This window comes from Allobosea sp. Leaf344 (genome assembly GCF_001426225.1).
Taxonomy (GTDB): Bacteria; Pseudomonadota; Alphaproteobacteria; order Rhizobiales; family Beijerinckiaceae; genus Allobosea.
Window position 1 is genome coordinate 378,551 of sequence record NZ_LMRT01000009.1, and the last position, 21,976, is coordinate 400,526.

General features: G+C 69.9%; 21 protein-coding genes and 1 pseudogene. 17 read left to right on the top strand and 5 right to left on the bottom strand.

From position 1 onward, the window contains the following. Positions 1-84 precede the first annotated feature (84 nt). From leuC to ASG72_RS07910, 17 genes are all read left to right on the top strand, one after another. A complete protein-coding gene (gene leuC, locus ASG72_RS07830; RefSeq protein ID WP_056710766.1) occupies positions 85-1,503 on the top strand; it encodes a 3-isopropylmalate dehydratase large subunit in 1,419 nt (472 codons plus the stop codon). Beyond that, on the top strand, positions 1,503-2,126 hold the full coding sequence (gene leuD, locus ASG72_RS07835; protein ID WP_056710768.1) for a 3-isopropylmalate dehydratase small subunit: 624 nt from the start codon (positions 1,503-1,505) through the stop codon (positions 2,124-2,126). The genes leuC and leuD overlap by 1 nt, the downstream gene beginning before the upstream one ends. Positions 2,127-2,194: 68 nt before the next feature. Beyond that, complete coding sequence (locus tag ASG72_RS07840) at positions 2,195-3,022, top strand: GntR family transcriptional regulator (protein ID WP_056710770.1); 828 nt, start codon at positions 2,195-2,197, stop codon at positions 3,020-3,022. Between the two features lie 93 nt (positions 3,023-3,115). After that, positions 3,116-4,330, top strand: coding sequence for an ABC transporter substrate-binding protein (locus ASG72_RS07845; protein WP_056710773.1), 1,215 nt, complete (start codon positions 3,116-3,118; stop codon positions 4,328-4,330). A gap of 138 nt (positions 4,331-4,468) precedes the next feature. Continuing rightward, complete coding sequence (locus ASG72_RS07850; RefSeq protein WP_056711069.1) at positions 4,469-5,311, top strand: branched-chain amino acid ABC transporter permease; 843 nt, start codon at positions 4,469-4,471, stop codon at positions 5,309-5,311. Further along, entirely contained in the window at positions 5,308-6,279 is a 972-nt protein-coding gene (locus ASG72_RS07855; RefSeq protein ID WP_056710774.1) for a branched-chain amino acid ABC transporter permease, read from the top strand. The genes ASG72_RS07850 and ASG72_RS07855 overlap by 4 nt, the downstream gene beginning before the upstream one ends. Further along, complete coding sequence (locus ASG72_RS07860) at positions 6,279-7,022, top strand: ABC transporter ATP-binding protein (RefSeq protein ID WP_056710776.1); 744 nt, start codon at positions 6,279-6,281, stop codon at positions 7,020-7,022. Before ASG72_RS07855 ends, ASG72_RS07860 begins: the two co-directional genes overlap by 1 nt. Continuing rightward, positions 7,015-7,716 (top strand): ABC transporter ATP-binding protein, encoded by a 702-nt coding sequence (locus tag ASG72_RS07865; RefSeq protein ID WP_056710778.1) that lies wholly within the window; start codon positions 7,015-7,017, stop codon positions 7,714-7,716. The genes ASG72_RS07860 and ASG72_RS07865 overlap by 8 nt, the downstream gene beginning before the upstream one ends. Positions 7,717-7,719: 3 nt before the next feature. Then, positions 7,720-9,126 carry an MmgE/PrpD family protein gene (locus tag ASG72_RS07870; RefSeq protein ID WP_056710780.1) on the top strand — a complete coding sequence of 469 codons (1,407 nt, stop codon included), beginning with the start codon at positions 7,720-7,722 and terminating at the stop codon, positions 9,124-9,126. A gap of 1 nt (position 9,127) precedes the next feature. Beyond that, a complete protein-coding gene (locus ASG72_RS07875; RefSeq protein ID WP_056710783.1) occupies positions 9,128-10,024 on the top strand; it encodes an isocitrate lyase/PEP mutase family protein in 897 nt (298 codons plus the stop codon). Further along, on the top strand, positions 10,021-11,754 hold the full coding sequence (locus tag ASG72_RS07880) for a hydantoinase B/oxoprolinase family protein (RefSeq protein ID WP_056710785.1): 1,734 nt from the start codon (positions 10,021-10,023) through the stop codon (positions 11,752-11,754). The genes ASG72_RS07875 and ASG72_RS07880 overlap by 4 nt, the downstream gene beginning before the upstream one ends. Further along, a complete protein-coding gene (locus tag ASG72_RS07885; protein WP_082540181.1) occupies positions 11,751-13,826 on the top strand; it encodes a hydantoinase/oxoprolinase family protein in 2,076 nt (691 codons plus the stop codon). The genes ASG72_RS07880 and ASG72_RS07885 overlap by 4 nt, the downstream gene beginning before the upstream one ends. After that, positions 13,823-14,437 carry a cysteine hydrolase gene (locus ASG72_RS07890; RefSeq protein ID WP_056710787.1) on the top strand — a complete coding sequence of 205 codons (615 nt, stop codon included), beginning with the start codon at positions 13,823-13,825 and terminating at the stop codon, positions 14,435-14,437. The genes ASG72_RS07885 and ASG72_RS07890 overlap by 4 nt, the downstream gene beginning before the upstream one ends. Before the next feature lie 25 nt (positions 14,438-14,462). Beyond that, positions 14,463-15,218 (top strand): aspartate/glutamate racemase family protein, encoded by a 756-nt coding sequence (locus tag ASG72_RS07895; protein ID WP_056710789.1) that lies wholly within the window; start codon positions 14,463-14,465, stop codon positions 15,216-15,218. Positions 15,219-15,229: 11 nt separating this feature from the next. Continuing rightward, positions 15,230-15,925, top strand: coding sequence for an aspartate/glutamate racemase family protein (locus ASG72_RS07900; RefSeq protein WP_056710792.1), 696 nt, complete (start codon positions 15,230-15,232; stop codon positions 15,923-15,925). Positions 15,926-16,020: 95 nt separating this feature from the next. Continuing rightward, the gene (locus ASG72_RS07905; RefSeq protein WP_056710795.1) at positions 16,021-16,293 is read left to right on the top strand and encodes a hypothetical protein; all 273 of its coding nucleotides are present in this window, start codon (positions 16,021-16,023) and stop codon (positions 16,291-16,293) included. A 110-nt stretch (positions 16,294-16,403) separates the two neighbouring features. Continuing rightward, positions 16,404-16,694 carry a hypothetical protein gene (locus tag ASG72_RS07910; RefSeq protein ID WP_056710797.1) on the top strand — a complete coding sequence of 97 codons (291 nt, stop codon included), beginning with the start codon at positions 16,404-16,406 and terminating at the stop codon, positions 16,692-16,694. Positions 16,695-16,827: 133 nt separating this feature from the next. Here the strand turns inward: ASG72_RS07910 and ASG72_RS07915 are convergent. The 5 genes and pseudogenes from ASG72_RS07915 to cobS all read right to left on the bottom strand — a co-directional run. Beyond that, positions 16,828-17,187 (bottom strand): annotated as a pseudogene (locus ASG72_RS07915) (VOC family protein); the annotation flags it as partial. Positions 17,188-17,521: 334 nt separating this feature from the next. Further along, positions 17,522-18,523, bottom strand: coding sequence for an esterase-like activity of phytase family protein (locus tag ASG72_RS07920; RefSeq protein WP_056710799.1), 1,002 nt, complete (start codon positions 18,521-18,523; stop codon positions 17,522-17,524). A gap of 7 nt (positions 18,524-18,530) precedes the next feature. Then, positions 18,531-20,429 (bottom strand): cobaltochelatase subunit CobT, encoded by a 1,899-nt coding sequence (gene cobT / locus ASG72_RS07925; RefSeq protein WP_056710801.1) that lies wholly within the window; start codon positions 20,427-20,429, stop codon positions 18,531-18,533. Further along, positions 20,426-20,842, bottom strand: a complete 417-nt coding sequence (locus ASG72_RS07930; RefSeq protein ID WP_056710803.1) for a GNAT family N-acetyltransferase — start codon at positions 20,840-20,842, stop codon at positions 20,426-20,428. The genes cobT and ASG72_RS07930 overlap by 4 nt, the downstream gene beginning before the upstream one ends. A 6-nt stretch (positions 20,843-20,848) precedes the next feature. Then, complete coding sequence (gene cobS, locus ASG72_RS07935; protein WP_056710806.1) at positions 20,849-21,835, bottom strand: cobaltochelatase subunit CobS; 987 nt, start codon at positions 21,833-21,835, stop codon at positions 20,849-20,851. Positions 21,836-21,976 lie beyond the last annotated feature (141 nt).

Genomic DNA, 21,976 nt, shown 5'->3' on the forward strand with positions numbered 1-21,976 from the left:
TCCTGTATTAGATTTAAAACAAGAAGTTGCCTGATCGCAGGAGCCGCACTAGCTTGCAGCCCGGGTTTCCGAGATGGTGGATCGATGACCGGCAGCGCCAGCCCGCGCACATTGTTCGACAAGGTCTGGGACGCGCATGTCGTGGTGCAGCGCGAGGACGGGCAGTGCCTGCTCTGGATCGACCGGCATTTCCTGCATGAGGGCTCCTTCCACGCCTTCGACAAGCTTAAGGCGCGCGGCACGGAACTGGCCCGGCCGGACCTGACCTTCGGCATCGAGGACCATTATGTTCCGACGCGCGAGCGCGATCTCGACCGGATCGACCCGGCGATCCGCGGCATGATCGTGCAGCTGCGCGACAATGCCGGCCGCCACCGCCTCAGGCTCTTCGGCCTCGACGATCCCGGCCAGGGCATCGTCCATGTCGTCGGCCCCGAGCAGGGGCTGACCCTGCCGGGCCTGACCATGGTCTGCGGCGACAGCCACACCGCCACGCATGGCGCCTTCGGCGCGCTCGCCTTCGGCATCGGCGCCTCGGAGGTCGCGCATGTGCTGATGACGCAGACGCTGTGGCAGAAGCGGCCGAAGCGCCTGCGCATCACGGTCGATGGCGCGCTCGCCCCCGGCATCGCGGCCAAGGACATCGCGCTCTCGATCATCGCCGCGATCGGCGCGGATGGGGCGGCGGGACATGCCATCGAATATGCCGGCTCGGCGATCCGCGCCCTGTCGATGGAGGGGCGGCTGACGCTGTGCAACCTCTCGATCGAGGCCGGCGGGCGCTGCGGCATGGTCGCGCCCGACGAGACCACGCTCGCCTATCTCCGCGGACGGCCCTATGCGCCGCGCGATGCGGCCTTCGACCGGGCCGCCGCGGATTGGCTGGCGCTCGCCAGCGACGGTGACGCGATCTTCGACCGCGAGATCGCGCTGGATGCGGGCCGGATCGCCCCGACCGTGACCTGGGGCACCAGCCCGGAGGACGCGCTGCCGATCACCATGAGCGTGCCCGATCCCGAGCGCGCCGGCGATGAGGGCCGCGCCGCCCATATTCGCGAGGCGCTCGCCTATATGGGGCTGCGCCCGGGACAGCGGCTGGAGGATGTCACGATCGACCGGGTCTTCATCGGCTCCTGCACCAATAGCCGGATCGAGGATCTGCGCGCCGCCGCGGCCATCCTAGCCGGGCGCAAGGCCCGCGTTCCCGGGCTGGTCTCGCCCGGTTCCGCCCAGGTCAAGCGGCAGGCCGAGGAGGAGGGGCTGGACCGCATCTTCACCGAAGCGGGCCTCGACTGGGTGGCCGCGGGCTGCTCCATGTGCGTCGGCATGAACGGCGATCTCGTGCCGCCGGGCGAGCGCTGCGCCTCCACCACCAACCGCAATTTCCGCGGCAGGCAGGGCCCGGGCTCGCGCACCCATCTGATGTCGCCGGCCATGGCCGCGGCCGCCGCCGTCACCGGCCGGCTGACCGATATGCGCCCGCTGATGCAAGGGCGCGGCTGATGCAGGCCTTCACCCGCCTCTCCGGCCGCGCCTGCCCCCTGCCGCTCACCGGGGTCGATACCGACCAGCTCATCCCCGCCCGCTTCATGAAGCGCTCCCGCGCCGAGGGCTATGGCGGCTATCTCCTGCATGATCTGCGCTTCGATGCCGCCGGGCAGCCTCTCCCCGGCTTCGCGCTGAACCGGCCGGAGCGCCAGGGCGCCGAGGTCCTGGTGTCGCGCCGCAATTTCGGCAGCGGTTCCTCGCGCGAGGCGGCCGTCTACGCGCTCGTCGATTACGGTTTCCGCTGTGTCGTCGCGCCGAGCTTCGGCGACATCTTCGCCGCCAACGCCGTCAATAACGGGCTGCTGCCGGCGCAGGTCTCCGACGAAGATGGCGAGGCCCTGCTCGCGGCTCTGGCCGAGGGCGCCCGCGACATCGTGGTCGATCTGGCGGAGCAGCGCATCATCCTCGGCAATCTCAGCTGCGGCTTCGCCATCGACCCGGTCTGGCGCACCAAGCTGCTGCATGGCTGGGACGATATCGACCTGACCCTCAGCCATGTCCAGGCGATCGCGGATTTCGTGGCGGCCGATCGGGAGCGCCGGCCCTGGGCGCAGCCAGGGCGCCCGGAGGGCGCTTGACAGCAACCAAAGCTGTGTTTTCTATAAGACAGGTTACTGTCTCAAGCCTGAGGCAGACAAGGAGCGCGATGTCGAGCGTCGAACCCCTGAAGGCGCGCAGGCTCTATCTTCTCCTGAGGGATCGCATCCTGACGGGGGAGGACAGGCCGCATGCGCGCCTGCCGAGCGAACCGATGCTGGCGGCGCAGAACAACGTCTCGCGGGTCACGGTGCGCCGCGCGCTCGATCAATTGGCGGCCGACGGGCTGATCGAGCGCCGGCCGGGCTCGGGTACCTTCGTCAGCGGCAAGGGCACCAGCGCGCCCGTGGTCGCCGATTTCTCGAATGTCCTGACGCATCTCGTCGAGATGGGCCGCCGCACCGAGGTCAGGCTGCTCGCCTTCAGCTATGTCAAGGCGAGCGAGGCGCTGGTCGAGGCGCTGCGCCTCGCGCCCGACGAGCGCGTCCAGCGCTCGATCCGCGTGCGGATGATCGACGGGCTGCCCTTCTCCTACCTCGTCACCCATGTGCCGGAGCGCATCGGCATCTCCTATTCCGAGGCCGATCTCGCCTCGATGCCGCTGCTCTCGCTGCTGGAGCGCTCCGGCGTCGTGGTGCAGCGCGCCAGCCAGACCATCGGCGCCTCCCTCGCTAGCCCCGATATCGCCGAGGCGCTCGGCCTCGAGATCGGCTCGCCGTTGCTCTCGCTGACGCGCGTCGTCTTCGGTCCGGACGGTGACGGCGTCGAGCATCTCCACGCGCTCTACCGGCCGGATCGCTATTCCTTCCAGATGGAGCTGGAGCGGGCCGGCGGCGCGCGGGCGCGGCGCTGGTCGCCGGTTCCGAGCCGCGGCCGCACGTCCGAGAGCGGAGCCTTCGAGGCCGCGCGCGGCATGGGTGACGGGTTCAATGGCTGAGCCCTGACGAGGGGGCTCGCCCGAGCCCCGCACGAGACGACGACTTCAACGCGCCGGCACAAAACGACCGGCCAAGCGACAGAGGAGAACGAGATGAACACCCGCTTTGACCGCCGCACCCTGCTCAAGGGCGGCGCCGTGGCCCTGACCGGGATCGCCGCCCCCTCGATCGTCAGGGGCCAGGCCCCGGCCACGATCAAGATCGGCATCCTGCAGCCCGTCACCGGCGCACTGGCGATGGATGGCGAATTCGGCCGCACCGGTGCCGAACTGGCGATCGCCGACGTCAATGCCGCGGGCGGCATCAAATCGCTGGGCGGCGCCAAGCTGGAAATGGTCTTCGGCGATGCCCGCTCCAATCCGGAAGCCGGCGTCCAGGAGGTCGAGCGCATGCAGGGCGAGGGCGTCGTCGCCATCGTCGGCGGCTTCGCCAGCCCGATCTGCCTCGCCGCCTCCCAGGCCGCCTCGCGCTATGATCTGCCCTATCTCGTCGATGTCGGCGTCTCCGACCAGATCATCTCGCGCGGGCTGAAGAACACCTTCCGCTTCGCCCCCGGCTTCGGCATCTGCACCAAATCCGCGATCGAAAACCTGGTGCGCATCAACGAGGCCGCCGGCAAGGCGACCAAGACGGTGGCGCTGGTGCATGAGGACGGGCTGTTCGGCTCCGGCCTCGCCAAGCTGATGGCGACCGAGCTGCCCAAGCACGGTTTCGAGATCGTCGAGACGATCGCGATCCCCACCCCCTCGCGCGATCTCTCCAACGTCGTGCTGCGGCTGCGCTCGCTGAACCCGGACCTCGTCATCCCCTCGACCTATTACGGCGAGACCGTGCTGCTCGCCCGCACCATGCAGCAGCAGCGCGTGCGGCCGAAGGCGGTCTATTCCGTGCTGAACGGCGCCGCCTCCAACATGCGCTTCGTCAAGGAGTTCCCCGAGGCGGCCGACAAGATCATGGACTGCAACCATTGGCATGATCCGCGCAACCCGAAGAACGCCGAGCTGCAGAAGCGGGTCGAGGCGGCCGGAAAGATCTGGAACTACAACACGCCGCTGAACTACTCCTCCGTCCGCCTGCTGGCGGATGCGATCGAGCGCGCCGGGGCGGCCGATCGCGCCAAGATCATCGCCGCGCTCGGCAGCTCGACCTTCGCCGAGCATCTCATGCCCTATGGCCCGACGCGCTTCGAAAACGGCCAGAACATGGGCGCCGCCCCGGTCTCGACCCAGGTCCAGGACGGCCAGATCAAGGTCGTCTTCCCGGAAGCCTTCGCCGACGCCAAGCCGGTCTTCCCGGTCCGCGGCTGACGCCACGACGGCCGGCCCAGGCCGGTCCCATTGTCCTGAACCCCTGCCGCCGGAAGCGGCAGGGGCCGACATTCCCGCGCGCGCCCAGGGACCTCGACGCTCCACGTGACCTATCCGCTGCCCATCATCGCCGAAGCCATGCTGAACGGGCTTTTGACCGGCGCGGTCTATGCGCTCGTCGCGCTCGGGCTGACGCTGGTCTATGGCGTGCTGCACATCATCAATTTCGCGCATGGCGCGCTGCTGACCTCGGCGATGTTCGCCGTCTGGGCGATCCATGCCTTCCTCGGCGTCGACCCCTATCTCGCCATCCTGCCCCTGACGCCGCTGTTCTTCGCGCTGGGCTATGGGCTGCAGCGCTACGTCATCGGCCCGGCCAGCCATGGCGACGACGGCAACATTCTGCTGGTGACGCTGGGCCTCGCCATCATCATCGAGAACGGGCTGCTCGCGCTGTTCCGCTCCGATACGCGCTCGCTCGCCACCGACTACTCCTTCCAGGTGGTGGAGCTCGGCCCGCTGCTGCTGTCGCAGGCGCGGCTCTACGGGTTCGCCGGCGCCCTCGCGGTCACCATCCTGCTCTGGCTGCTGCTGGCGCGCACCGATATCGGCAAGGCGATCCGCGCCGTCGCCAAGGAGAAGCTCGGCGCCGCCTTGGTCGGCATCGACGTCCGCCATGTCTATGCCGTGACCTTCGGCATCGGCTGCGCCACGCTCGCCATCGCCGCCTGCCTGCTGATGCCGACCTTCTACGTCAATCCGCGCGTCGGCGGCGCCTTCGTGCTCGTCGCCTTCACCATCGTCGTGCTCGGCGGCATGGGCTCGATCCCGGGCGCGCTGGCGGGCGGGCTGGTGATCGGCGTGGTGGAGAGCCTCTGCGGACTGTTCCTGGGCGAAAGCCTGGGCCAGATCGGCATCTTCATCATCTTCATCCTGGTGCTCCTCTTCCGCCCGACCGGCCTGTTCGGAGCCCGCGCATGACCCGCCACACCGCCCTGTGGATCGCGCTGCTGCTCGCCGCCATCGCGGTGGCGCCGCTGCTCACCGCCTCCAATGCGGCGCTGAACTTCATCGTCTTCGTGCTGATCATCGCGCTCGCGGCGCAGGGCTGGAACCTGCTCGGCGGCGTCGCCGGCCAATCCTCCTTCGGCCATGCCGCGTTTTTCGGCACGGGGGCCTATGTCTCGGCGCTGCTGCAGCTGCGCTTCGGCGTCAATGCCTGGGCCGGGCTCGCCGCCGGCATCGCCATGGGCGCGCTGGTCGGCTGGGTCATCGGCTTCCTCAGCTTCCGGGCGGGGCTGCGAGGCTCCTATTTCGCGCTGGTGACTTTGGCCTTCGCGGAGGTGCTGCGCATCCTCGCCAACGCCATGGGCTTCACCGGGGGCGCGGCCGGGCTGCTGCTCAAGCTCGATCTCGGCTTCGCCAATCTGCAATTCTCCAGCCGCGCCCAGTTCCTGTGGCTGGCCCTCGGCTTCGTCGCTTTGGGCCTGATCATCTCGCTGCGCATCGCGGCGACCCGCTTCGGCGCGCAGCTCGTCGCGGTGCGCGAGAACGAGGATGCGGCGAAGGCGCTGGGCGTCGACGTGCTCAGCGTCAAGCTGCGGGCGATCGCCATTTCGGGCGCGATGACCGCGGCGGCCGGCGTGCTGTATCTGCAGTATTTCCTCTATATCGACGCGCAGATCGCCTATGGCGTCTGGATCTCGGTCGAGGCGCTGCTGGCGGCGATGGTCGGGGGCCGCGGGCTGGTGCTGGGCCCGATCATCGGCGCCTTCACCCTGCACGGCCTCGGCGAGGCGACCAAGGCCTTCGCCGGCCGGGTGCCCGGCATCGACCTCATGGTCTATGGCGGCGTGCTCGTCCTCGTCGTCGCCTTCGCACCGGGCGGCGTGCTCGGCCTGCTCGCGAAACTGCGGCCGAAATCCCGCCGCAGCGGGGAGACCGCGTGATGCTGGAGGTCCGCGACATCACCATGCGCTTCGGCGGGCTCGTCGCCGTCGGCGGCGCCTCCTTCTCGGTGCCGAAGGGTGCGATCGTCGGGCTGATCGGCCCCAACGGCGCCGGCAAGACCACGCTTTTCGCGGTGATCGCGGGCTTCCTGACCCCCACCGCCGGCAGCGTCCGCTTCGAGGGCGACGACATCACCGCGATGCCGACCCATCGCCGCGCCGCGCGCGGCATCGCCCGCACCTTCCAGATCGTGCAGCCCTTCGCCGGGCTCGACGTCCGCGAGAACATCGCGGTTGGCGCCTATCTCCGCCACGCTTCCGCCAGCGAGGCGCATCGGCGGGCCGAGGCGGTGGCGCAGCGCGTCGGGCTCGGCGCCGATCTCGACAAGCCGGCCGCCAGCCTCACCGTCGCGGGGCGCAAGCGGCTGGAACTGGCGCGCGCACTGGCGACCGAGCCGAAGCTGCTGCTGCTGGACGAGGTGCTGGCGGGGCTGAACCCCTCCGAGATCCGCGACATCGTCCCCGTGATCCGCGCCATCCGCGACGAGGGCGTCACCATCCTGATGATCGAGCATGTGATGCAGGCGGTGATGAATCTCTGCGAGCACGTCCATGTGCTGGCGCAGGGAAAACTGATCGCCCAGGGCGATCCGCCCTCGGTCTGCGCCGATCCCGCCGTGGTCGAGGCCTATCTCGGGCGCGGCGCGGCCGAGCGGCTGCGCCTGGAGGCCTCCCATGCTTGAGGTCGCGGGGCTCAAGGCCGGCTATGGCGGCGTCGAGGTGCTGCGCGGCATCGATCTCGCGGTCGGCGCGGGCGAGATCGTCGCCGTGCTCGGCTCCAACGGCGTCGGCAAGACGACGCTGAACAAGGTTCTCTCCGGGGTCCTGCCCGCCAGCGCCGGCAGGATCGTCTTCGACGGTCGCGAGCTCGCCGGGGCCTCGCCCGCGGCGATCGTCGAGGCCGGGCTGATCCATGTCCCGGAAGGCCGCAAGATCTTCCCCAACATGAATGTCCGGGAAAATCTCGAGCTCGGCAGCTATCGCCGTGCCCGGCCGAACCGGGCCCGCAATCTGGAGCGCGTCTTCGCCACCTTCCCGCGTCTGCGCGAGCGCGTGGCCCAGGCCGCCGGGACGCTGTCGGGCGGCGAGCAGCAGATGCTGGCGATCGGGCGCGGCATGATGGCCGAGCCGCGCCTGCTGATCCTGGACGAGCCGTCGCTCGGCCTGTCGCCGCTGCTGGTCGAGGAGATGTTCGCGCTGATCCTGCGGCTCAACCGCGAGGGCATGCCGATCATGCTGGTCGAGCAGAATGTCGTGCAGTCGCTCGAGATCGCGGCGCGCGCCTATATCGTCGAGAACGGCGCAGTGACCCTGTCCGGCCCCGCCGCCGACATCGCCGCCAATCCCGACCTCAAGCGCGCCTATCTGGGGCTGTAGCGCATGGCTGTCCTCACCCAGGGCCTCATCCCCGCCTCGGTGCTGCTGGCCGAGCCACCTCCCGCCTGGCTGGCGCGCTGGGGCGAATTCGCCGAAAGCTTCTCCCTCTCCGACCCGGAGCTTTCGGCCCAGGCCCGGCTCGTGCTGCTCGATTGCCTCGGCGCCATCGCTGCCGGCATGCAGGAGCCGGAGACGCGGGCTCTGTCCGCCAGGCTAGCCCGCCGCGGCGGCGCCTGCCCGGCCATCGGGGCCGGGCTGAGGCTCCAGCCCTCGGATGCCGCCTTCGTCAACGGCGTCGCCGGCACCATGCTCGAACTCGACGAGGGCAACAGCTTCGCCCGCGGCCATCCCGGCATCCATGTCCTGCCGGCGCTGCTGGCGGCGCGGCCTCTGGCGGATGTCGCCGGCCGCGAATTCCTCTCCGCCTTCGTGCTGGGCTACGAGATCGGCGCGCGTATCGGCGCCGCCTCGCGGCTGCGTCCGACGATCCATCCGCACGGCACCTGGGGCACCGTCGGTGCCGCGCTCGCCGTGGCGAAGCTCGACGCCGCCGCCGCCGCCGCCCTCGCCTCGACCATCTCGCTCGCCGCCCCGCTCTCCACCGGCGCCAGCCTGCGCGCCATGCTGGAAGGGGCGACAGTGCGCAACGCCTATGCCGGCATCGCGGCGCGCAACGGGCTGGCCGCGCATGATCTCGTCGCCTGCGGCTTCACCGCCGAGAGCGATGGCGTGCGCAGCGTCTATGGCGCCGTCCTGGCGGAGCGCTTCGCGCCGGAGGCGATGCTGGAGCAGCTCGGCAGCCGCTGGGACATCCAGCGCAACTACTTCAAGCGCCATGCCGCCTGCCGCTTCACCCATGGCGCGCTCGACGTCGTCGCCGCTCTGCTCGCCGCGCATGGGCCGCTCGATCCCGCGGGGATCGCGCGGATCGAGGTGCGATCCTACGCCATGGCGGCGCAGCTCGACGCGCCCGCCCCGACCACCATGCTCGGCGCGAAATTCTCGCTGCCCTTCGCCATCGCCACCACCATCGTCCATGGCGCGGCGACGGTGCCGGCCTTCCGCGCCGCGGCCCTCGCCGATCCCGCGATCCGCGCCCTGGCGCTGAAGGTCGGCGTCGCCGAGGACGCGGCCCTGAGCGCGATGCTGCCCGACCGGCGCCCGGCGCGCGTGGCGATCCACCTCGCCGACGGCACGGTGCTGCGCGGCGAGACCTTCACCAATCGCGGCGACGCCTCCGACCCCTACGCGCCGGAGGAGATCGAGGCCAAATTCCTCGAACTCGCCATCCCCGTCTGGGGAGAGCGCCATGCCCGCGCCCTAAGCCACGCCGTCGCGACACTGGAGCAGGCCGACAGCCTCTCCGGTTTCGAGGCCCTGATCGCCGAGCCACCGCTCCGGGATAGATGAGATGAGCCTGAAACAGAGATTGACGCAGGGCCGGCCTGTCGTCGCGCCGGGTATCTACGACGCGCTGACCGCCTCGCTGGCGGCCGAAGCCGGCTTCGAGGCGGTCTACCTCTCCGGCGCCGCCATCGCCTATACCCGGCTCGGACGGCCCGATATCGGGCTGGTCTCGATGAGCGAGGTCGCCGAGGTGATCGCCCTGGTCCGCGACCGTGTGCCGACGGCGATGATCGTCGACGCCGATAACGGCTATGGCAACGCGCTCAACGTGCAGCGCACCGTCCGCGCCTTCGAGCGCGCCGGCGCCAGCGCCATCCAGATTGAAGACCAGACCATGCCCAAGCGCTGCGGGCATCTCCAGGACAAGAGCCTGATCGGCGCCGGCGAGATGGCCGGCAAGATCCGGGCTGCGGTCGACGCGCGCCACAGCCGCGACACGCTGATCATCGCCCGTACCGATGCGGTCGCCGTGGAAGGCTTCGACAGCGCCATCGACCGCGCCGCGCTCTATGCCGAGGCCGGGGCAGACGTGCTCTTCGTCGAGGCGCCGCGCTCGCGCCAGCAGCTCGCCGCGATCACCGGCGCGCTCGGCGCGTCGCGGCCGCTCCTGGTCAATATGGTCGAGGGCGGCGACACGCCGCTCGCCTCCGCCGAGGAACTCGGAGCGCTCGGCTTCAGCATCGTGATCTTCCCGGGCGGCATCGTCCGCGCGCTCGCCCACACCGCCCGCGACTATTACCGCTCGCTGCGCCGTCACGGCACCAACGAGCCTTTCCGCGAGCGCATGTTCGACTTCACCGCGCTCAACGCCCTGATCGGCACGCCGGAAATGCTGGAACGCGGCCGCAGCTATGAGGATGCGACGGCCGCGCCGAAGCCCGCGACGGATGACGCGGCATGAGCGACATCGACCCCGTCACCCTCGCCGTCCTGAAGGGGCGGCTCGAGCAGATCGCCGACGAGATGGACGCGACGCTGTTCCGCTCGGCCTTCAACCCGATCATCGCGGAGGCGCGCGACGCCTGCCACGGGCTTTACCACGCGGTCACCGGCGACACCCTGGTCCAGGGCGCCAACGGCCTGCCCATCTTCGTCGGCGCGATGGCCTTCGCGGTGAAGGCGGTGATCGACAAGGTCGCGCGCGACGGCGGGCTCGAACCCGGCGACACCTTCCTGTTCAACGACCCCTATCAGGGCGGCACCCATCTCAATGATTTCCGGCTGGTGCGCCCGATCTTCCGCGACGGGCGGCTCTTCTGCTGGCTCGCCTCCGTCGGCCACTGGCTCGACATCGGCGGCAATGTCCCCGGCGGCTACAATCCCAAGGCGACGGAGAGCCATCAGGAGGGTGTGCGCTTCCCGCCCGTCAAGCTGTTCACGGCCGGGCGGCTGAACCAGGACATCGTCGATCTCCTCGCCGCCAATTCGCGCGTGCCGATGTCGAATTGGGGCGATCTCAACGGCCAGCTCAACGCCCTCGACCTCGGCGAGCGCCGGCTCGGCGCCTTGCTCGACGATTACGGCGCGGCGACGCTGGCGACCGCCTTCGACGCCTTTTCCGAACGCGCCGAAGCCTTGATGCGCAGCGCCATCCGCGCCCTTCCCGATGGGCGCTACGCCTTCGAGGACGTGCTCGACAATGACGGCATCAGCGACGATCTGCTGACCGTCGCGCTCGACCTGACCATCGAGGGCGACCGGATGGTGCTGGATTTCTCGCGCTCCTCGCCGCCGGCGCAGGGGCCGATCAACATCTCCTACGCCACCACCGTCGCCGCCTGCTATGTCGCGCTGAAGCACGTCTTCACCGATGTTCCGGCCAATGCCGGCTGCCTCAGGCCGATCGGCTTCGTCATCCCCGACACCACTTTGCTCGGCGCCACCGCGCCGAAGCCGATGGCGGGCTATACCGAGACGATCCTGCGGCTGATCGGCGTGATGCTGGGCGCGCTCGCCAAGGCCGATCCGGCCCGCGCCACGGCGGCGCCCTTCGGCACGATCAACGCGCTGTCCTTCTCCGGCCATCGCGGCAATGGCCAGCGCTGGGTGATGTTCTCCTTCTTCGGCGGCGGTCTCGGCGGCAATCCCGAGAGCGACGGGCTGAACCACGCCAACAACCCGATCTCGACCGCGACCATCCCGCCGGCCGAGATCCTGGAGGCGAGCTATCCGGTGCTGTTCCGGCAATGGGCGCTGCGGCCGGATTCGGCCGGGGCCGGCCGCCATCGCGGCGGGCTCGGCGCCGTCTACGAGATCGAGGCGCTGTCGGACGCGGAGGTCTTCCTGCTCGGCGAGCGCGGCAAGGTCGCGCCCTTCGGCGTCGCCGGCGGCGGGCCGGCGGCGCTCAACCGCTTCAGCTGGGAGAGCGAGCAGGGCCGCTCCTCCCCGCCGCTGGTCTCCAAGGTGACCGGCGTCCCGGTCCCGGCCGGCCGGGCCGTGCGGCTGGAAACGCCGGGCGGCGGCGGCTGGGGCGATCCGCGGCTGCGTGATCCCGAGCTGGTCGCGCGCGATGTCCGCCTCGGCTATGTCGGCGCCGAAGCGGCCCGGGCCGCGTATGGCGTGGTCGCGACCGAGGCCGGCCATCTCGATCCGGCGGCGACGGCCGCCCTGCGGAAAGGTCAGGCGGCATGAACGCCCCGCTCGTGAACCGCAATGGCTGCATCGTCGGCGTCGATGTCGGCGGCACCTTCACCGACCTCTTCTTCTATGACGAGCCGGCAAAGCAATTCCGCACCGCCAAGGTGCCCTCCAACCGCGGCGACGAGGCGGTCGGCTTTCTGGAGGGGCTGAAGGTCTTCGGGGCCATCGCCGATCTCTCCTCCGTCGTCCATGGCACCACGGTCGGCACCAACGCGCTGCTGGAGCGCAAGGGCGCCCGCGCCGGGCTGATCACGACGCGTGGCTTCCGCGACGTGCTGGAGATGCGCCGCCGCGATCGCCGCCATACCTGGGGTCTCTGGGGCGATTTCGTGCCGGTCATCGACCGCGACCTGCGGCTGGAGGTGGATGAGCGCACGCTCGCCGACGGCACGATCCGCCAGGCGCTCGACGTCGACCAGGTCCGCGAGGCCGCCCGCAGCCTGGCCGCTGCCGGCTGCGAGTCCCTCGCCATCGTCTTCGTCAACGCCTATGCTAATCCGGCTAACGAACTCGCGGCGCTCGAAGCCGCCTCCTCCGTCTGGCCCAACGCCCATATCGCCTGTTCGAGCCAGATCCTGCCCGAGATCCGCGAATTCGAGCGCACCTCCACCACCGCGCTCAACGCCTATCTGCAGCCCGTCGTCGGCAGCTATCTCGGCAAGCTCGACGACGCTCTCGCCTCGGAGGGCTTCGGCGGTCGCTTCCATATCGTGCAATCCAATGGCGGGGTGATGTCGACGCTCACCGCGCGCCGGCTGCCGGTGCGGACCGCCCTCTCCGGCCCGGCCGCGGGGGTGATCGCCGCGGCGGCGATCGCCGAGGCCGCGGGATTTCCCGACGTCATCACCGGCGATCTCGGCGGAACCTCGTTCGACGTCTCGCTCGTCGTCGGCGGCCGGACGGCGCTGGCGGCGCAGACCACCATCGATTTCGGGCTGGTGATCCGCACCCCGATGATCGAGATCACCACCATCGGCGCCGGCGGCGGCTCCATCGCCCATGTCGATGCGGGCGGGCTGCTCCAGGTCGGCCCCGAAAGCGCGGGCTCGCGCCCCGGCCCGGTCTGCTACGGCCAGGGCAACACCCGCCCGACCTTGACCGACGCCAATGTCGTGCTCGGCCGCATCAATGCCGCGCGGCCTATCGGCGGCAAGCTGGCGCGGCTCGACGTCGAGGCGGCGCGGAGGGCGATCGCGACCCATGTCGCCGGCCCGCTCGGGCTCGACGTGATGGTCGCGGCCGAGGCCATCGTGCGCATCGCCAACGCCAAAATGGCCGGCGCGATCAGGCTGGTCTCGATCGAGCGCGGCCATGACCCCGGCAAATTCGCGGCGGTGCCCTTCGGCGGCGGCGGCGCGCTCCATGCCGGTGCGCTGATCCATGAGGTGGGGCTCAAGGCGGCGCTGGTGCCGCGCTATCCCGGCGTCACCTCGGCTTTGGGCTGCGTCATCGCCGATATCCGCCATGACCAGGTCCAGACGGTCAATCTCGCGCTGGAGGGGCTCGACGCCGCCGCGCTCGACCGCCGCATGGTCGCGGAGGCGCGCCAGGCCCGCGCCGTGGTCGAAGAGGCGGGGCTCGCGGTGGAGCGCATCGACCTCGTCTTCGAGCTCGACATGCATTATCTCGGGCAGACCCACACCGTCCCCGTGCCGCTGCCGCTGTCGGTCGCCGGCGACAGCACCGGCGTCAGCGAGACGGTGATCCGCAGCGCCTTCGAACAGGCCTACAGGACCTCGTTCAGCCGTCTGCTGGAGGGCGTCCCGGCCCGGATCGTCAATCTGCGCACCGCGGCGATCGGCCGGCGCCCGCATTTCGACCTCTCCGCCCTGGCACCCGGCGCCGATGCCTCGCTGGAGACGGCCCGGCGCGGAACGCGGCCCGTCTGGTTCGCGGGCGGCTGGCACGAGACCACGGTCTATGCCCGGCTCGATCTGCCCGTGGGAGCGAGGCTCGAAGGCCCCGCCATCCTCGAACAGCCCGATGCGACGACGGTGGTCGATCCCGGCCTCGTCGCCCGCATCGACGCCCTCGGCAACGTCATCGTGGAGCGCGGTCAATGAGCGGATCGAACATTCCTCTCGCGCGGACGGCGCTGCTGACGGTCGATCTGCAGAATGATTTCCTGCACAGGGACGGCGCCTATGGCCGCGCCGGACAAAGCGCGCCGGAAATCGCGGCGCTGCCCGCCCGCATCGCGCCGCTGGCCGAGGCGATCCGCCGGGCCGGCGGCTGGTTCGTCTCCACCCAGTTTACCTTGGTCCCGGCCAAGGGCGGCGAGCCGATCATCTCGCCGCATCTGCGCCAGCTGCGGCCCTTTCTCGGCAAGGGCGACTTCGCACCCGGCGGCTGGGGCCATGCTTTGGTCGACGAGCTGCAGCCGGCCGATCTGACGGTCGAGAAGATCGCCTATTCCGCCTTCTACCAGACGCGGATGGAGTGGGTGCTGCGCAAATGCGGCATCGACAAGCTGATCATCGGCGGCATCGTCACCAATGGCGGCGTCGCCTCCACGGTGCGCGACGCCCATGTCCGGGATTTCGAGACCATCGTCCTGTCCGATGGCTGCGCCGCCTTCACCCCGGAGACGCATGAGACCGCGATCGCGGCCCTGCGCCCGGTCTGCCGTGTCGCCGGCGTCGCGGAGATGATCTCCGAGATCCGCGGCGCCTGAACCGGCTTCGAGAGGAGCGCATCCGATGCCGAAGGTGCTGGTGATCGTCCCCTTCCCGATGGATGCGGACAATCTCGCCAGGCGCCGCGCCCAGCTCGGCGCGGTGAAGCTGGGGGACGGGCTCGATTTCGAGTTCCGCCCGGTCCGCATCGCGCCGGCGAATTACGTCAGCCAGCAGGATGCGGTGCTCGCCGATATCGGCATCATGGAAGCCGGGATCGCCGCGCAGGAGGAGGGTTTCGACGCCGTCTGCATCGACACGGTCAGCGATTCCGGCGTCTCGCAGCTGCGCGCGATCCTCGACATCCCGGTGATCGGTCCCGGCCGCCACGCCATGCTCGCCGCGCTGATGCTGGGCGAGCGCTTCTCGATCCTGGCCATGTGGGATCGCTGGCGCCATCTCTACACCAAGACCCTGGCCGAACTCGGCCTCGCCGCCCGATGCGCCTCGCTGCGCTCGGCCGGGCTGCAGCCCGATAATCAGAGCCTGCTCGCCGGCAAGGAAGACGCCTATTTCCCCGCGCTGCTCGCGGCGGCACAGGCCTGCATCCATGAGGACGGGGCGGATGTCATCATCCTCGGCTCCACGACGATGCACGAGGCACATGCCTATCTCGCCGCGCGGCTGCCGGTGCCGATCATCAATCCGGGGCCGCTGACCTATCGCCTGGCCGATACCGCCATCCGGCTGAAGCTCGCCCAGAGCCGCCTCGCCCATCCCGCCCCCGCCGAGCCGGCCCTGGCACGCCTGCGCGCCATGGCGGCGGCAGCCGGCGCCTGAAGGAGCGCGCCATGCCACGCATCCTGATGCTGCGTTTCGAGGATCTGGAGGACGAGGACCCGCCACAGGGTCTCGATTCCGCGACCGAGCTGACGATCCGCACGATCCCCGGCGCGCCGCGCGAGCGCGCCAGCGCGCAGGACTGGTCGCTGGCCGATCTCGCCGTGATGGCCGCGGGCCAGGATGCGCAGGAGCAGGGGTTCGACGCACTCTGCCTGCCCGCTTTCGGGGATTACGGCGTCGGCGCGCTGCGCTCCCTGCTGGACATCCCCGTCGTCACGGGCGGGCGCGGCACCATGCTGCATGCGCTGACGCTCGGCGGCCGCTTCGGCATCGTAACGCCGGAGCAGGGCCGCGAGCGGGCGGCGCGGCTGGTGCATGATTACGGGCTGTCGGCGCAATGTGCCGGCATCGCCCCCTGCGCCGCCGCGAGCGATGACACTCTCCTGGAAGCCTGCCGACAGGTGCTCGCCGCGGGCGCCCAGGCGATCTGCCTGGCGGATCATCCGCAGCCGCGCGCCGCGGCGCTGGCGGCGCAGCTTCCGGTCCCGCTGCTCACCCCCGCCGCGCTCTGCGCCAAATGGGCGGAAAGCCTGCTCGGGCTGGGGCTCGCCCATAGCCGGCGCGCCTATCCCGCGCCGCAGGTGAGAAAGCCGGAGCTGATCGCCGCGCTGATCGCGGCATCGGCCGGCGACGCGACCGCCTGACCGCGGTACGGGGCGGGCGGTACCGGGCTTAGGAGTTTCGCAGGGCTTTTCTGCTGCAATCGCGCCGGGCCAACCCGGCCCCGGGTTCTGTCGCGTTGCGTATCCTGCTCACAGCCATTGCCGGCCTGCCTCTGCTGTCGCCCGCTCCGGCGGCGGCCTTCTGGCAGCGCTCGCATTTCGCCGCCTGTGCCGAGGCGCAAAACGAGAGCGAGCGGCTACGGCTGCGCTGCTGGATCTTCGCCCCGGCCTATGAATGGCCGATCGGCGGCAGCTATCGCAGCCTCCATGGCCGCTATGGCTATCATGTCGCGCCGGGCGAAGCCGGGACGCTGCCGGCCCCACACCGGGGCCTCGTCCTCAAATATTGAGCGCGCTGCGAAAAATAATCCTGCCGCCGTGAACCTGTTTGCCGCCTGCCGCGACCAATCGGCATGGAGCGCGAATGGTTCGCCTCCGCCGAGCGCCAGGAGCAGAGATCATGACCCGCCTTACCCGCACCGCCGCTGCCGCCTTCACCGCCCTCACCCTCTCCACCGCGCTGCTGGCCGGCGGCGCCGAAGCCCGCCCGCGCTGGCACGGCCATGGCGGCGCCATCGCCGCCGGTGTGATCGGCGGGATCGCGCTGGGCGGCCTGTTCGCGGCCAGCCGCAGCGCCTATGCCGAGCCCGTCTATGTCGAGGATGCCCCGGTGCGCCGCTGCGAACTGGTCGAGCGCTTCAACCGCTATGGCGAGGTCGTCGGCCATCGCCGGGTCTGCAGCATCTATTGAGCGCCGGCATGGCCCACGACCCGACGGAGGGAGCGGCTCAGGACCCGTCCCCGACCTCTCCCGCCTCGTCGGCGCGATCGAACCCTCCGGGCTCCCCCGGGGGGTCGTCCGCGCTGTCGACGCCTTCGCGGCAGACGGCTTCCAGCGCCCAGCCTTCGGGGTCGCGGACGAAGGCGGCGTAATAATCGGGGCCGTAATGCAGGCGCAGCCCGGGAGCGCCGTCGTCTCTGCCGCCCGCGGCCAGCGCGGCTGCGTGAAACGCGTCGACGGCTGCGCGGGTCTCGGCGTTGAAGGCGAGGTGGAAGCCGGCGCCGGGCGGCGCCGCGGCGGGGCGCTGCTTCAGCGCCAGCACATCGCCGCCGCCGCGCACCCCGTAGCCGGCCGCATCCTTGGCCGTCCACACCCTGACCAGGCCGAGCGGCGCCAGCGCGACGTCATAGAAGCCGATCGCGGCTCCGAGATCGCGCACGCCGAAGGAAATGTGACCGAGCATGCCGCGACCTCCCGACCGGCCACAGCATCTCAGAAGGCTCACGCGATGGAAAGCCTCGCGCCGTCAGCGCGGCCGCCGGTCCTGGGGCCGCACGCGCACCGGCACCGGCACAGGCCGTGCCTGGACCGGAGCCAACAGCGCCCCGAGCTTCAGGATTAGACGAAGCAGTCTGGCCATATCGCGTTTCTCCCGGCTTGCGCCTCGACCCGCCATGCAGGCCATCGCGAGCCTCACCTGGCAATCCGCAGCAAAGTCCTAACATCGCAGCCCGACCATGCGGCAGGCTTAAGGCGGGCTGAAGGCGACAGGGTGGAACGGCTCGATCGTCGCCGGCTCAGCTCAACTCGAATTCGAGCAGCAGATTGCGCTGGAGGAAAGAGAAATTATCGTCGGAGACGAGGGTGATCACGGTGCGGCCCTCCCGGCGATGCAGGCTGAGCCCTTCCATATTGTCGATTTCCTGGCCGAGATCCGCCTCGATCAGATAGGGGCCGTCGAGCATCGCGCCCTTCTGCACCGTCTCGCCGGCGATTCGGCGGATCCGCATCCCCACGCCGCGCAGCGGCTTGAACCAGCGCTCGAGCAGCAGGAGATCGCCATCGGGCAGGAAGGCGAGGTCGGTGATGTCGAAGCCGTCATGCCGGCGCAGCTGCAGCAGGCCGGGCTCGCGCCCGCCGATGAGCGCGCCCAGCGTCGGCGCCTCCTCCGCCCCCGAGCGTTCGGAGACGGCGAGCAGCGCCCCCGCCAGCCTGTGGCCGCGCGGGACCACGCCCAGCGCCTCGATCCCCCGGTTGCCAGGCAGCGCCTTCAATTCGCGCGGCACCGCCATCGGCCGCGCACGGGCGCCGATCCCCTCTCGCGCCCAGTCGAAACGCAGGATGTCATGCGTCCGCTCGACGCCGAGATAGGCGACGCCATCGGCCATCGCCAGGCATTCCGTGTCGTAATAGCGCGAGCGGTGCAGAGGCCGGCCGGAGCTGCCCAGGATCGGCGCCAGCTGCGCCTCCTCCAGCCCGGCGATCCGGCCATCCTCGTAGCGCGGCCGCGCCGTCAGCCAGAAGCCGTTATCGGTGACCGCGACCAGCGCGGCGCCGTCCGCCGACCGCCAGAGCCCGGACAGCCCGCCGAAGCGCGGGTGGCTGCCGCTCATCACCAGCCCGCCGCGGAAGACGAGCTGGCCGAAGCGGCTCTTCTCCGGGCTGCGCGCCTCGAAATGTTGGATCGGCCGCGCCGCGATCGACAGCGCGATCACCGGCTGCTCCGGCGCCTGGGCCAGGGCCGGCCCGGCGGCCGCGGCGGCCAGCCCGCCCAGCATGGCGCGGCGGCTCAGGCGCATGCGGCGCTCACGAAGCCCGGCGCTTGCCCGCGCTGCGGCTGCCGGCCTCGGTGTTCTCCTCGAACAGCTCGGCGAGCTTCTCCGTCATCACCCCGCCCAGTTCCTCCGCATCGACGATCGTGACCGCGCGACGGTAATAGCGGGTGACGTCATGGCCGATGCCGATCGCGATCAGCTCCACCGGCGAGCGCGTCTCGATCTCGGCGATGATGTGGCGCAGATGGCGCTCGAGATAATTGCCGGCATTGACCGAGAGGGTGGAATCGTCGACCGGAGCGCCGTCGGAGATCACCATCAGGATCTTGCGCTGCTCCGGCCGGGCCAGGATGCGCTTATGCGCCCAGTCGAGCGCCTCGCCGTCGATATTCTCCTTCAGCAGCCCCTCGCGCATCATCAGCCCGAGATTCTTGCGGGCCCGGCGCCAGGGTGCGTCCGCGGCCTTGTAGATGATGTGGCGCAGATCGTTGAGGCGCCCCGGATTGGCCGGCTTGCCCGATTGCAGCCAGGATTCGCGCGAGAGCCCGCCCTTCCAGGCGCGGGTGGTGAAGCCCAGGAGCTCGGTCTTGACGCCGCAGCGCTCCAGCGTGCGGGCCAGGATGTCGGCGCAGGTCGCCGCCACGGTGATCGGCCGGCCGCGCATCGAGCCGGAATTGTCGATCAGCAGCGTCACCACCGTGTCGCGGAAATTCGTGTCCGATTCCTGGCGGAAGGACAGGGGCTGGAACGGGTCGATGATGATCCGCGGCAGGCGCGAGGGATCGAGCGCGCCCTCCTCCAGGTCGAACTGCCAGGAGCGGTTCTGCTGCGCCATCAGCCGGCGCTGCAGCCGGTTGGCGAGCCGCGCGACGACGCCCTGGAGATGGGCGAGCTGCTTGTCGAGATAGGCGCGAAGCCGCGTCAGCTCCTCGGCGTCGCAGAGCTCCTCGGCCGTCACCACCTCGTCGTATTTGACGGTGTAGGGCTTGTAATCGGTGGTCGGCCGGTCGTTCTGCTTGCTTTCGCGCGGGCGCGGGGCCTCGCCCGCCTCCTCGGATTCGGAGGCGTCGTCCTCCTCGTCCCAATCCCCAGCCGGGGCGTCGGAGGCTTCCGACGCGCCCTCCTGCAGCTCTTCGGTGGCGTCGTCGCTGACCTCGACCTCGGAGCGCTCGCCGGCGCTTTCCTGCTCGGCCTCGCCGTCCTGCTGCTGCTCTTCGTCGGAGGACTGGTCCTTGTCGTCCTCGTCCTGCTCGTCATCCTGGCCCTGGCTGGTCTGCTCGGCCATGTCGAGCGAAGCGAGCATGTCGCGCACCGTGCGGGCGAAGGCGCGCTGATCCTCGACCGAGCCGGACAGCCGGTCGAGATCGGCACCGGCCTTGGCCTCGATCGTCTCGCGCCAGAGATCGACGATCTTCTGCGCGGCCTTGGGCGGCTGCAGGCCGGTCAGCCGCTCCCGCACCATCAGCGCCAGCGCATCTTCCAGCGGCGCGTCGGCCCGGTCGGTGATCTCCTCGTAGCGACCGCCGCGATGATAGCGATCCTCCAGCATGGCGGTGATATTGCCGGCCATGCCCGCCATCCGCCTTGAGCCGACGCATTCCACCCGCGACTGCTCCACCGCGTCGAACACGGCGCGGGCGGCGTCCCCCTCCGGCGCGGCGCGGCGATGCACGGCGGCGTCGTGGCAGGCGAGGCGCAGCGCCATCGCATCGGAATGCCCGCGCAGCACGGCGACGTCCTGCGCCGTCAGCTTGCGCGGCGGCTCGGGCAGGCGGGCCCGCTCGCCGACCAGCGAGGGCTTGTCGGCGGCGAAGACGATCTCCATCTCCGGCTTGCGGGCGATCGCCTTCATCGCCCCCGAAATCGCCCGCTTCAGCGGCTCGACCGGGGCTTCCTTGGGCTGGCCTGGCTTGCGGTTGGAGAGGGTCATAGCGCCTTCGCGAAATGATGGATGCGGTGGCCGGCCACGGGATAATCCTCCATCACGCCGCATTCGCGATAGCCCTGCTTCGGATAGAAACCCGGCGCCTGCAGGCTCATCGTGCTGAGATAGACGCCGCGCGCCCCATTCTCCCGCGCCGCCTGCTCCGCCATCGCCAGCAGCGCCTCGCCATGGCCGGCGCCGCGATGGCGTTCGTCGATCCAGAGCAGATCGATGTGCAGCCACTCCCATTTCAGCTCGCCGACCAGCCCGCCCATGACGGCGCCTTCATCGTCGCGCAGGCTCAGCGCCAGAGGCACGCCGTTGCGCGGCCCGACCACCGCCGCATTATGCGCGGAAAGGCCGTTCAGCACGGCCTCGCGCGTCTCGGCGACATCGGTCTCGCGCTGGAGCGTAACCATGCGACCTCAGCTCAGCACCACGTTCACGGCGCTTTCCGGCAGTTCCTTGCCGAAGGAGCGCTGGTAGAACTCGGCCACCAGCGTCCGCTCCATCTCATCGCATTTGTTCAGGAAGGTGACGCGGAAGGCGAAGCCGATATCGCCGAAGATCGCGGCGTTCTCGGCCCAGGTGATCACCGTGCGCGGGCTCATCACGGTGGAGAGATCGCCGTTCATGAACGCGTTGCGGGTCAGATCGGCGACGCGCACCATCTTGTTGATGATGTCCTTGCCGTCCGGCGCGGTCTGGTAGTGCTTCGATTTGGCGAGCACGATCGCCACCTCGTTGTCGTGCGGCAGGTAGTTCAGCGTGGTGACGATCGACCAGCGGTCCATCTGGCCCTGGTTGATCTGCTGCGTGCCGTGATAGAGGCCCGACGTATCGCCGAGACCGACCGTATTGGCGGTGGCGAACAGACGGAAGGCCGGATGCGGGCGGATGACGCGCTTCTGGTCGAGCAGCGTCAGCTTGCCGGACTGCTCCAGCACGCGCTGGATCACGAACATCACGTCGGGACGGCCGGCATCATATTCGTCGAAGACCAGCGCGATGTTGTTCTGCAGCGCCCAGGGCAGGATGCCGTCCTGGAATTCGGTGATCTGCTTGCCTTCCTTCAGGACGATCGCATCCTTGCCGACGAGATCGAGCCGGGAGACGTGGCTGTCGAGATTGACGCGCACGCAGGGCCAGTTCAGCCGGGCGGCGACCTGCTCGATATGGGTGGATTTGCCGGTGCCGTGATAGCCCGAAATCATCACCCGGCGGTTATGCGCGAAGCCGGCGAGGATCGCGATCGTGGTGTCGCGGTCAAAGCGGTAATCCGGGTCGAGATCGGGCACATGCTCTTCGGGCTGCGAATAGGCCGGCACTTCCAGATCCGTATCGATCCCGAAGGTCTGGCGCACCGACAGCTTGATGTCGGGCAGGCCCGCGGCAGTTTTCATCGTCATCATTCTGTCTCCGGGCGCAGGACCGTGAGCCGGGCGATCATCCGGTGTCCCTTGGCCGACCGATAGGGGAGGCTTGTTTCTCTTCATTAGTGCGAAAGACCGGCACCGGCAATTCGCAAAGCACGGAGGCGGCAATACGCGCAA